Raw genomic sequence first — 11,535 nt, 5'->3', positions numbered from 1 at the left:
TCTCTTCTTCCGTTACGTCATTTCTTCGGCTAACATTTAAAATATCTCCTTCTTTTAATTGTTCGAGTATATTCTCGGCTAGTCTTTTCGTATAGGTTCGTTTCTTGGCGACAAAATCTAACTCTTCACTAAAGGGTTTTCGACAATTATCGCACTTAAATTGACGACGATTAACCTGTAGGTACACTGGTTGACCTGAGATTGGTAAATCTTTGACTAAATGTCGATGATTTTGGTGGAGTTTATCGCTCTCTAACCCACAACGAGGACAGATTGCTTTTTGATTTTTCGATTCGATTCGGCAAACTATACCGATATTTTCTAGGTGTAGATAGCCTTGAATAGACGTTCCTTTTAGGTTCAAAAATTTGTCAAGTATCATAGGTAAAATACTCTGGTTTTTGGCTATTATATCAAATCTTAACTCGATTGTCTATCTTTTGATATTAACTTGTTTGTGCCGTAAGTGTCTCCCTGTATAGATTTCAGCTACTTTTAGGCGTAGGTACTCTCATCGAATTTTATTTTAAGTTAATTATTTGCATAACAATTCCCGAAGAGCCTACAGTTTATTGCTGACTACCGACAACCGACTCCCCAAAAGGAAAACTTCCTAAGAATATCCCAAGCAAATTCCGCTATCATGGTTGAGGTATTTCTACTCGATTTTATAGAGATAGGCTTCTGGGGTTTCCAGAAGGGAAGTCATCGGGCGATCAAGAGGGGGAGTTTTGACGAGGGTAAAAATTGGAAATAAATCGTTCATTTGCATAGCCATTTTAAATTTCGGCTGTATGTAATAACTACCCGATGGGCAGGAATTGGTGATCATTAGCTCTCTTTTGGTCATAAAGGTATCAATATAATCATACTGACCATGCTCTTTTCTTTTGCCTTTCTTAGCTGGATCGCAAAGGGTTGAACCGACCGGAATCTGATTGATAATTTTCACTGTATCGGCCACGGATAGGAGTCTTTCGGAACCGTATTTACTAGCAAGATAACGTTGATTAAAATACAGATTAGTTACGATAGAATAGCCGATGATAATTGCTAGAACTAGAGCGAGGATCCTGTGGAAAGTCTTAGTCAAGTTTAGATAGGCTAGGCTGGCGATCGCCAGAAGTATAGAAGCAAACCAGAGTAAGATTTTACGATGGGAATAAAAATGCTCATCAGGATAATTAGAGGAAGCGTAGATAAAAATTATCCAAGTAATCGCAAAAAAGCCGATCATTGTTTTATTGCCGCGATATTTTTTGATGACTATGTATAGAGAAATGCCGAAAAAAAATAGCCGAAACTACGACATTGAAAATCGATATATTGTCATTCAAAAAAACACTTGATTGCCTAGATAAACCATTTGCCAAGGGTGATTAAGGGAAAACCGACTTTTTAAGTATTCTTGGCTTTTCTTAATGAAAAAGAGATAAACATGACACCATCTGCTATTGATTTACCGACAAAATCAACGATAATCACCTGGGAAAAACTGCCAGATGATTTTATTCTACCTGACGAACCTGTGGACAACAACTTGCAACCCCTATTATCAGCAGCTTTACGCGAATCCCTAGAATTAGCAGGATTAATTCTAGAATCGATGCTAATTGCCTCTAATTTTGGCTTGTGTGCTACCGTTAAAACTCAAACTGTTGTCAAAGCGCCTGATTGGGTTTATATTCCCTCGGTAAAACCGATTCCTAGCGGAACAATTCGGCGCAGTTATACTCCCCACATTGAAGGAGAAATTCCTACCATCGTCCTAGAGTTTATCTCGGAAACCGAAGGGGGTGAATATTCCATCAACCCTCACTATCCCTATGGAAAATGGTATTTTTACGAGCAAATCTTACAAGTACCTGTCTATGGAATTTTTCAGCCAAAAACAGGAGAATTAGATGTTTATTGTTTAGTGGCAGGAAAGTATGAGCAGCAGTTCCCAGATGAGAATAATCGTTACTGGATAGCAGAGATTAACTTATTTTTGGGAGTCTGGCAAGGAAGCAAAGCTGAATTTACTACTAATTGGTTGCGCTGGTGGGATAAGTCGGGAAATCTGTTATTATGGGGCAGTGAGTTAGTAGAGCAGGAAAAGCAACGAACCGAGCAGGAAAAGCAACGATCCGAACAAGAAAAGCAACGAGCCGAACAAGCTGAGTTAGAACTTGAGCGAGAACAAATTTCTCGCCAACGTTTGGTGCAAAAGTTAAAAGAGTTGGGAGTTAATCCTGAGAATCTATAGCCCATTTTAGATATTTGAATTAGTAAAATTACTTATGAAAGCCATGCAACTACTTCAGTCAAACTCCTTACCAACTATTACTTGGGAAAAACTGCCAGATGATTTTATTCTACCTGACGAACCTGTGGACAACAACTTGCAACCCCTATTATCAGCAGCTTTACGCGAATCCCTAGAATTAGCAGGATTAATTCTAGAATCAATGCTAATTGCCTCTAATTTTGGCTTGTGTGCTACCGTTAAAACTCAAACTATTGTCAAAGCGCCTGATTGGGTTTATATTCCCTCGGTAAAACCGATTCCTAGCGGAACAATTCGGCGCAGTTATACTCCCCACATTGAAGGAGAAATTCCTACCATCGTCCTAGAGTTTATCTCGGAAACCGAAGGGGGTGAATATTCCATCAACCCTCACTATCCCTATGGAAAATGGTATTTTTACGAGCAAATCTTACAAGTACCTGTCTATGGAATTTTTCAGCCAAAAACAGGAGAATTAGATGTTTATTGTTTAGTGGCAGGAAAGTATGAGCAGCAGTTCCCAGATGAGAATAATCGTTACTGGATAGCAGAGATTAACTTATTTTTGGGAGTCTGGCAAGGAAGCAAAGCTGAATTTACTACTAATTGGTTGCGCTGGTGGGATAAGTCGGGCAATCTGTTATTATGGGGGAGTGAACGAGTCACACAAACTGAATATCAACTCGAACAGGAGCGAATGTTACGACAAAAATTAGCTGAAAAATTAAGAGAATTAGGCGTTGAACCAGAAACCTTGTAGCATACTTGTCAAATGCTGATAAAATCATAGAATGTATCTTCTGGATCGGGGTATTTCGGCTCTTCTCGACTTTGTGTGATAATTTTTGCTTATGGAATCGTGAAATGCTGATCGGGTAACACTTTTAGGACTATTTTGTCGAAGAAACTATCAGTATAGACCTCGTTTCCACACAGAAACCAGAAGAGCCGTATTTCTAGGATTAACGGAGGAGATGTTAGAGTAGGTAAATTTGCATTGTTGGCATTTTTTGGAACATTTTTATTTTTTTGGATGTTTTTTATGATTAGACAATATAATGGACTTGTTTGTTATCTCTTTTTTGAGTTACCCTTTTCTTATCCCATTGGATAAAGTGAATGTAAAAATCTATTGCTTTTGATTTTTGTGTCGATTTGTCTTTTTCTACGAAATGGATTGGCTAAAGATGCAACCTAACCTAACAAATGACTTAAATCACATTCTTGCCCACACTAAAGACCTCTGGGAAGAATTGCGGGGACAGCGGATATTTATTACCGGAGGTACAGGCTTTTTTGGCTGTTGGTTATTAGAAAGTTTTATCTGGGCTAATGATCAGCTAGACTTAAAAGCATCGACAAGGAAATCTATCCTCGATGGGATACTAGATATTATTCGGGATCACAAACCAATATTTTTCTGAGTTAGAAAATTAGGCTCTTCGGTTTGTGTTATGCAATGAACGGGGGTTATAAGGGATGGAACCCCTATATAGAAAGGCATTTAGCGATTTTTGTCAATTATTTTCGATCTAGAGCGAACTAATCAATTAAATCCCTTGCCAGATAAGGATTTAGTCGATTTATGCCCCCCTATCGAACCATACCAAGTAACGAAGAGCCAGTTAATATCCCTGCTGGCCCCCTCTGGAGTAACGCTGAAGCACAACAACTAGATCCGAGAATTGCAGCTGCTCATCAAGGAAACTTTACTGGTCAGTGGACAACCGTAGTTGAAAGTGCAATGAGTGTAGTAGAAGTAGAACTACAGGTGGAAAATACTGGAACTCATGAATTTAAAACTGATGTTTTAGCTGGACCTCTCTGGAGCAACGATGAAGCACAAAAATTATGTCCGCAAATTGCAGCATCTTATGGTGCAGAATTTACTGGACAGTGGCGAACCATTGTTGAAGGTGTCATGAGTGTTATTCAAATCAAGTACACTTTCTAAGTGCGATCGCATCTCTCATCGGTTAGATTGAGGTACGGAACCCAACACTATTTAAGGTGTGTTACTTCGGTGATGCACCTTTTACTGATCAGTGATAAGCTCCCCTATTTAAAAGCGTTACATCCACATGGGAAAAGGATTTAATTCATCTTCCGTTAAAGCTTCTTTTAACCATCCCATGCTAACAGGAACATCATACAATCTTCCTGTCCCTAAACGCTTCCACATATGACGCATTCCGGGGATAATGACTTTAGCAACTCTTAAACCAATATCGGGACGAGTCTGATCTAATACTAACATTTCCATCCCCTTTGACTCAACAATTCGCTGACACAATTTAACATCCTCTAATAAATCATCACTAGCTAATTGTAAATAATCATAACTTTTTTGGGGTATTATTTTACTATCGGGAACTAAATAAGATTGATTGCTTAACCTTGCAGTTTGCCACCATTTAACCGCCAAAGGATCCGCAGAAGAATTATAAATCGTTGTCCCATCTTCCTTAAAAGATAACACATTCGGTAAGATTTGATTAACCTCTGTTAACGCCCGACTAATAGCAATTTTCGGGTCAAAATGTGCCCCATATCCTAATAAAATATCCTCCACTTCCCGCCCCTTTCTCGGACTAATAGCAGCAAAACAAGGGATATTCAAATCACTGGTAATATCTAACACCCATAGCTCCCGATTTAACCCCTCATAATATTGCTTTAATTGCTCAAAATATGGCTCATTAAAGCTCTCTAAATTAACGGAAGGTTTAACTAATTGATTATACCACCATAAAGCCACACAATCTCGTTCCACTAACTCCATAAACCCTTGTAAAATCGCTTCTTCTATCGTATTTCCTGCGGCGCAGCCATTAGAATCAGCCCAACAATCTAAGGGTTCAGATTGAGAATAACCATAATAACAATATCCCGTTGGTAAATACTTAAAATCCTGAGCAGTTAAAGACCATACAGGTGTCCAATCAATGATTCTAGTTTCATCAAAAGGTTCAGGGACTTTTTGAAACCATCCTTGATTCTTCCCATTCCATTCTTCTCGATGTTGATATTGTTTTTCACTAAAATTCATACATTTGTTAGGATGAATAGCTTTATCTCCTAACTCTTGATAACTCGCTTTTTCTCTGATTTCATTCCCTTGAAAAACTCCCGAATAGCGCTCAATAGCTTCACAAAATCCACTTGCTTTTGCTTGACTATCTGTACGGCCTTTTCCCGCACTTCTACCTCCAATATTTTGCCGTAAACTGTCTAAATCATCAAAGACACTGCGAAAATGATGTTTAGCTACATAAGTATGAACTAAAGCATTCCCTTGTATCTTATTTAATTCTCGCACAATTCCCGTAATAGGACCGATATGATGTTGATAGGTTCTTAAGGTTTCTTCAGGAGAACAAAAACGATGTCCCCCATCACTGGTAAACGCCTTTTTCCGATGTCCCAAAACCACTGGTAAAGGTGTTTTATTTAGAGAATATCCACAACTAGGACAGTTCGGACGTTTAACTAAAATATGCTCTTGAAATTGTAAATTTAAAGTATCATAAGTCATCATTGTTCCTTCTAAACGTTGATTTTTACCTTGAATAATCCACTTAAAAACCTCCATAGCCGTCATATTTAAAACCGTCTGTATTGTCGCCGAGGAAAATCCTAAAGGAGAAATTAAAGAAATCTTATTTTCTCTCTGTCTAATGATAAATTCCTCCACGGGACGATTATCTCGTAATCGTTGAGCTAAACAATGCCAACAACCAGTTTTATCGGGATCAAATAAGGGACCAATCCATGCTAGATTTCCCCGGGGTTTAACTAATAACCAAGGCTTGTGCGAGGCTAAAGCTTGTTGATTAATATTCTCTAAATCAGGATGAAGATAATTATCGGTTAAAATAATGGTTAAATCCCCTTCATCTGCGACTTGAACTTGCAAGGAATTTAAAATATTGATCAAATCTTGCTGGGGAATTGAGCCTAGGCTTTTAACTGTAACCTTCAGAGATTGTAATCGTTCAAAAGCTTGGGCTTGAGAAACCTGAAGATGATGGCATAAAATTGCTAAATTAGACGGCAATAATTCTTTTTTTTCTAATAAAAACCCTCGTTTATATAACTGAAAAATTGCTTTTTGAATTGCCAGGCTATAATTAATAATAACTGCAAGCGAATTGGGATTATTGGGATTGATTTCTTGATTTTGTAAAAATTCTAACTGAAGAATATCAATAATTTCATCAAGATTACGTTGACCATCGATTAATCTTACTAAACGATAATAAAGCGGCTCTTGAAAACAGATTGATTCTCGCTCAGATAGAAAAAATACCGTATTTGGTTCTAGGGTTTCAATTGAATAGGCAGGATTCCAATCAAGCTGGTTGAACATAATTTTTACTCTCTTTTTAGTTAAGGTTGATGATATACCTATAATATAAGGTTGATAGCAGTCATCTTAATAGTGAGGTGCGAAGTTTTCGTTTTGGGGAACAGGGAGAGAGCAGCCCATTTATGGCAAAACATAAAAGCGATCGCTAAAAGTGATTAAATTTATTCAATATGGAGACAAGTAATTTAGCTTCACTCTCGCCTCTAAGAAGAAATTAAGCTAGGGATTTAGTCAATTTGGTCAAGAATAATCGGTTAGAGATGAGAAATCAGACCCCTAATTTCTTCCCTGCCTGAAATTTCTCAATTTCTCGGAATAAATTTGACTACCAAAATCAGGGTAAATAGCCCAAATATCAACTTAATAAAGTTTTAATAGACATTTAAGCCCTAATAGATTAATCTTAGTTTTTTTTAAGCCGATATGCTGCCTCCCTAATCCTTTTCAGACTTGAAAACTGGCTATTCTGTTAGGGGTTGGCCGTCAGAGAGGTCAATTTTCAAGGATAATTTGTAACAGAGTGTTGAAAATTCCCTTAATCTTAGTTATGAGCGATCGCCCACCAGAACTAACCCTAGCCGACCAGGCCCCTGCCAACCACGAATGTCGCTCCTGCGGCTACGTTTACGACCCCAGCAAGGGAGATAGTAAAACCAACACTCCCGCTGGAACCCCCTTCGAGGAATTGCCAGAAACGTGGCGCTGTCCCGTGTGTGGTGTGCGTCGTTCCCAATTTATCAACATCGGAGCTAAAGATGCTCCTTCGGGATTCCAAGAAAATCTTAGCTATGGTTTTGGAGTCAACCGTCTGACTCCCGCACAAAAAAATATTTTGATTTTCGGGGCTTTAGCGCTAGGATTTGTTTTCTTTATTAGTTTGTATGGTTTAAACTAACTCAAGCACTCATTATCTTTAATCCAACGGCTCTTATGAGCCTGTAACCCATCGGGTACAAACCTTAATCCGTCCCGATTCCTTGACCAATACCTCTGAACCATTGATGAGAAAACTGAAACAATTCGTAATAGTTCTAGCTGTAGCCTTTTTCTGCTTTAGCTGTAGTAATGTGCCATCCCTGAGCAATAGTCCTTGGCAAATCCTCACCCTCGACACTGACTCCACTTTTGCCGATATCGCCTTTACCAGCGACCTGCAGCACGGTTGGTTAGTGGGAACCAAATCTACCCTCTTTGAAACCAGCGATGGGGGGGACAGCTGGCAGCAAAAAGTCCTCAACCTTGGCGACGAAAAAGTTAGCTTTAGCGCCGTCAGTTTCCACGACCAAGAGGGTTGGATTGTCGGTAAACCCTCAATTCTTCTCCATAGCGAAGACGGGGGCAGCAGCTGGTCCCGTATCCCCTTAAGTGAAAAATTACCCGGTTCCCCCTACGGAATTATCGCTCTGAACGACAAAACCGCCGAAATGGTCACGGATTTAGGTGCTATCTACCGCACCAAAGACGGGGGCAAAACTTGGCAAGCTTTAGTGGAAGGTGCTGTGGGTGTGGCCCGGACAATTGTTCGTTCCCATGATGGTAAATACGTGGCCGTTTCCGCACGCGGTAACTTTTATTCCACCTGGGAACCGGGGTCAACAGAATGGCAACCCCACAATCGTCTTTCTTCCCGCCGTTTACAAAAAGTCGGTTATGGTGAAAAAGGGGAACTGTGGGCTCTGGCCCGGGGTGGTCAACTACAATTTACTAGCCCCAATGATCTCGATACATGGGAAGATAAGGTATTCCCCGAGTTTTCCACCAGTTGGGGACTTTTAGACCTCAACTACCGCACCCCCGAAGAAATTTGGGTCGCTGGTGGTAGCGGCAATCTCTTGGTCAGTGATGACGGCGGCCAATCTTGGCAAAAAGATCGCGCGGTGGAAAGTGTCCCCTCCAATCTCTATCGAATTGTTTTTATCAATTCCGACAAGGGTTTTGTCTTGGGACAAAATGGGGTTTTACTGAAATATAATCCCCCTAGCGAACCGGCCTAAAACTTGTCTCAGGGTCAACAAAGTCTCTATTATAGAGATTGAATTTTTCAAGTCCTATCATTCCGAGGAGAACCGTCCATGTCAGGTAGTACCGGCGAACGTCCTTTTGGCGATATCGTTACCAGTATTCGTTACTGGATTATCCATAGCATCACCATCCCCATGCTGTTTATCGCAGGTTGGTTATTCGTGAGTACTGGTTTGGCTTACGATGTTTTTGGCACTCCCCGTCCCGATGAGTATTACACTCAAGAGCGTCAAGAATTACCGATCATTAATGATCGCTTTGAGGCCAAAAATCAAATCGAGCAGTTTAATCAGTAGTTTACTTTAATTAAGGATAAAAACAATGGCTAGTGGTAATCCCAATCAACCCATTTCTTACCCCATTTTCACCGTTCGCTGGTTGGCAGTTCATACCTTAGCGGTCCCCACTGTCTTCTTTATCGGTGCAATTGCGGCAATGCAGTTTATTCAACGCTAGGAGAACAATTATGGAAAGAACACCTAATCCAAATCGGCAAGCCGTCGAGTTAAATCGTACTTCTCTTTATCTAGGTTTACTCCTAGTTGCTGTCTTGGGAATTTTATTTTCCAGCTATTTCTTTAACTAATTAGTCCCGATTTATTGTCATCGCAATTAGGAGGTGTTATTCATGTTCGCAGAAGGTCGTATTCCTTTGTGGTTAGTCGCGACCATCGCCGGTCTAGGCGTTATCGCTGTGCTTGGTCTTTTCTTCTACGGAGCTTACGCCGGTTTAGGTTCCTCTATGTAATTCCATTCCGGGTAATTTCCCCCGGCAAAAAGCCGTTAGTTATTTCTATAACTAGCGGTTTTTTCACTATTCGGTGAAAAGTAAAGCTCGATCAAACTTTAATACCAAATCCGTTTTTAATAGTGTGATTAACTCTCAAGTTATCAATTGTTTCTCCCTGCTCCCCACTCCCTGCTCCCTTCTCCCCACACCCCACACCCTGCCCCCACGAAAAACTTTTTCAGCAGACCCTAATTAAAAAAAGGAGTCAAAGAATTGACTCCTTTAGTTATATAGATGATTTAGCTAAAACTAAACTTCTTGTTTACGAGTGCTAAGATCACCCAATTTTTGGAATAAACCGAATTCCACTTGTTCTTCCAGATCTGGATCGACCCCGGCGAATACGTCGCGGTAGATGGTACGAGAACCGTGCCAGATGTGACCGAAGAAGAATAGTAAAGCAAAGACAGCATGACCGAAAGTAAACCAACCTCTCGGAGAAGTGCGGAATACCCCGTCAGACTTGAGGGTTTCGGTGTCAAACTCGAAAGCTTCACCGAGTTGCGCTCTACGCGCAAATTTCTTCACATCAGCAGGATCGCTGAACACCTGACCATCGAGAGCGCCACCGTAGAAAGAAACGGTAACACCACTTTGTTCGATACTCAGTTTCGATTCCGCACGACGGAAGGGAATATCAGCGCGAACGATACCTTCCGAGTCAGTCAGGACAACGGGGAAGGTTTCAAAGAAGTTAGGCATTCGACGCACGCTGAGGACGCGACCTTCGCCATCTTTGAACACGGGGTGTCCTAACCAAGATTTAGCGATACCGTCACCGCTATCCATGGCACCAGTACGGAATAAACCACCTTTAGCGGGGCTATTACCGACATAATCATAGAAAGCCAGTTTTTCGGGGATTGCTTGGTAAGCTTCGGCGATGGTGGCTCCGTTGGCAATGCTGGCCTCAACGCGACGCTCAATTTCTTCTTGGAAATAGCCCTTATCCCATTGGTAACGGGTCGGGCCAAAGAGTTCGATCGGGGTGGTAGCATTACCGTACCACATGGTTCCAGCCACGACGAAAGCGGCAAAGAAAACGGCGGCGATACTGCTAGAAAGCACCGTTTCGATATTACCCATTCTCAGGGCTTTATAGAGTCTTTCGGGGGGACGAACGGTTAAATGGAATAAACCGGCAATAATCCCGACGATACCCGCAGCAATGTGGTGAGCTACCACACCCCCGGGGTTAAAGGGGTTAAAACCAGCAGGTCCCCATTCGGGAGCTACGGGCTGCACATGACCAGTTAAACCGTAGGCATCGGAAACCCACATCCCGGGACCCCAAAGGCCTGTTTGATGGAAAGCACCGAAACCAAAGCAAAGTAAACCAGATAAGAACAGGTGAATACCGAACATTTTCGGCAAATCGAGCGCAGATTCGCCCGTGCGGGGATCGACGAATAATTCTAAATCCCAGAAAACCCAGTGCCAAACGGCCGCTAGGAATAGCAGACCGGATAAGACGATGTGAGCGGCGGCAACGCCTTCAAAAGACCAGAAACCGGGGTCAACACCAGTTTCGCCGGTGACGCTCCAGCCACCCCAAGAACCGGTGACACCTAAACGGGCCATGAAGGGCAGCACGAACATTCCTTGCCGCCACATCGGGTTTAATACGGGGTCACTGGGGTCGAAAATAGCAAGCTCATAGAGGGCCATGGAGCCAGCCCAACCCGCTACCAGTGCGGTGTGCATCAGGTGAACGGAAATTAAACGGCCCGGGTCGTTGAGAACGACTGTGTGTACTCGATACCAAGGTAGTCCCATTGACTACGCTCCTCCTATTGACAATTTAGTGTCCACTTAGACGCTTTTTATATTCAGGGTCAAAATATAAGCCCAACAATCTCGACTGTTAAGTGCAAGAGTTAGCCAACCTACATTATCCCTTGAAAAGTGTATCTATTCTAAAGAAGTGTAACTATTGTTAGAACAGATTTCAAGTCTTTGCGATCGATCTTCCGCCAGAATATTCCAGATCAGGGTGTTGGGTGTTGGGTGTTGGGTGTTGGGTGTTGGGTGTTGGGTGTTGGGTGTTGGGTGTGGGCTGTGGGGTGTTGGGTGTTGGGTGTTGGG

At 41.6% G+C, this 11,535-nt stretch carries 14 protein-coding genes; 10 read left to right on the top strand and 4 right to left on the bottom strand.

Annotated elements, in window-relative coordinates:
• The coding region (locus IQ224_RS16975; protein ID WP_194032458.1) for a transposase family protein at positions 1-382 on the bottom strand (382 nt) is incomplete at its 3' end.
• Positions 383-658: 276 nt separating this feature from the next.
• Positions 659-1,237, bottom strand: a complete 579-nt coding sequence (locus tag IQ224_RS16970) for a hypothetical protein (RefSeq protein WP_084989993.1) — start codon at positions 1,235-1,237, stop codon at positions 659-661.
• 201 nt (positions 1,238-1,438) lie between these two features.
• Here IQ224_RS16970 and IQ224_RS16965 point away from each other — a divergent pair, with 201 nt between their 5' ends.
• The 4 genes from IQ224_RS16965 to IQ224_RS16950 all read left to right on the top strand — a co-directional run bounded on the left by IQ224_RS16965 (position 1,439) and on the right by IQ224_RS16950 (position 4,223).
• Entirely contained in the window at positions 1,439-2,248 is an 810-nt protein-coding gene (locus IQ224_RS16965; RefSeq protein WP_194033251.1) for a Uma2 family endonuclease, read from the top strand.
• Between the two features lie 34 nt (positions 2,249-2,282).
• Entirely contained in the window at positions 2,283-3,029 is a 747-nt protein-coding gene (locus IQ224_RS16960; protein ID WP_084989996.1) for a Uma2 family endonuclease, read from the top strand.
• Positions 3,030-3,456: 427 nt separating this feature from the next.
• Complete coding sequence (locus IQ224_RS16955) at positions 3,457-3,693, top strand: hypothetical protein (protein WP_002736310.1); 237 nt, start codon at positions 3,457-3,459, stop codon at positions 3,691-3,693.
• 161 nt (positions 3,694-3,854) lie between these two features.
• On the top strand, positions 3,855-4,223 hold the full coding sequence (locus tag IQ224_RS16950; protein ID WP_002749266.1) for a mannan-binding lectin: 369 nt from the start codon (positions 3,855-3,857) through the stop codon (positions 4,221-4,223).
• Positions 4,224-4,340: 117 nt separating this feature from the next.
• Here the strand turns inward: IQ224_RS16950 and IQ224_RS16945 are convergent, their stop codons facing one another.
• Complete coding sequence (locus tag IQ224_RS16945) at positions 4,341-6,638, bottom strand: TOMM precursor leader peptide-binding protein (RefSeq protein ID WP_194033250.1); 2,298 nt, start codon at positions 6,636-6,638, stop codon at positions 4,341-4,343.
• 547 nt (positions 6,639-7,185) lie between these two features.
• Here IQ224_RS16945 and IQ224_RS16940 point away from each other — a divergent pair.
• The 6 genes from IQ224_RS16940 to IQ224_RS16915 all read left to right on the top strand — a co-directional run bounded on the left by IQ224_RS16940 (position 7,186) and on the right by IQ224_RS16915 (position 9,408).
• Positions 7,186-7,533, top strand: a complete 348-nt coding sequence (locus tag IQ224_RS16940) for a rubredoxin (RefSeq protein ID WP_002736293.1) — start codon at positions 7,186-7,188, stop codon at positions 7,531-7,533.
• A 106-nt stretch (positions 7,534-7,639) separates the two neighbouring features.
• Complete coding sequence (locus IQ224_RS16935; protein WP_036403250.1) at positions 7,640-8,632, top strand: photosynthesis system II assembly factor Ycf48; 993 nt, start codon at positions 7,640-7,642, stop codon at positions 8,630-8,632.
• Positions 8,633-8,710: 78 nt separating this feature from the next.
• The gene (gene psbE, locus IQ224_RS16930; protein WP_002749269.1) at positions 8,711-8,956 is read left to right on the top strand and encodes a cytochrome b559 subunit alpha; all 246 of its coding nucleotides are present in this window, start codon (positions 8,711-8,713) and stop codon (positions 8,954-8,956) included.
• 25 nt (positions 8,957-8,981) lie between these two features.
• Positions 8,982-9,116, top strand: a complete 135-nt coding sequence (gene psbF / locus IQ224_RS16925) for a cytochrome b559 subunit beta (RefSeq protein ID WP_002736175.1) — start codon at positions 8,982-8,984, stop codon at positions 9,114-9,116.
• 10 nt (positions 9,117-9,126) lie between these two features.
• Positions 9,127-9,246 carry a photosystem II reaction center protein L gene (locus IQ224_RS16920; protein ID WP_002735805.1) on the top strand — a complete coding sequence of 40 codons (120 nt, stop codon included), beginning with the start codon at positions 9,127-9,129 and terminating at the stop codon, positions 9,244-9,246.
• Between the two features lie 42 nt (positions 9,247-9,288).
• A complete protein-coding gene (locus tag IQ224_RS16915) occupies positions 9,289-9,408 on the top strand; it encodes a photosystem II reaction center protein J (protein ID WP_002736108.1) in 120 nt (39 codons plus the stop codon).
• Positions 9,409-9,699: 291 nt separating this feature from the next.
• On the opposite strand, the gene psbB is transcribed toward IQ224_RS16915, so the two are convergent.
• Entirely contained in the window at positions 9,700-11,226 is a 1,527-nt protein-coding gene (gene psbB, locus IQ224_RS16910; protein ID WP_002749271.1) for a photosystem II chlorophyll-binding protein CP47, read from the bottom strand.
• Between the last annotated feature and the right edge of the window lie 309 nt (positions 11,227-11,535).

The sequence above is a fragment of the Microcystis sp. LEGE 00066 genome (assembly GCF_015207925.1).
Taxonomy (GTDB): domain Bacteria; phylum Cyanobacteriota; class Cyanobacteriia; order Cyanobacteriales; family Microcystaceae; genus Microcystis; species Microcystis ichthyoblabe_A.
Note: the sequence above shows the minus strand (reverse complement) of the source record. Positions and strands in the feature narration are given on the sequence as shown.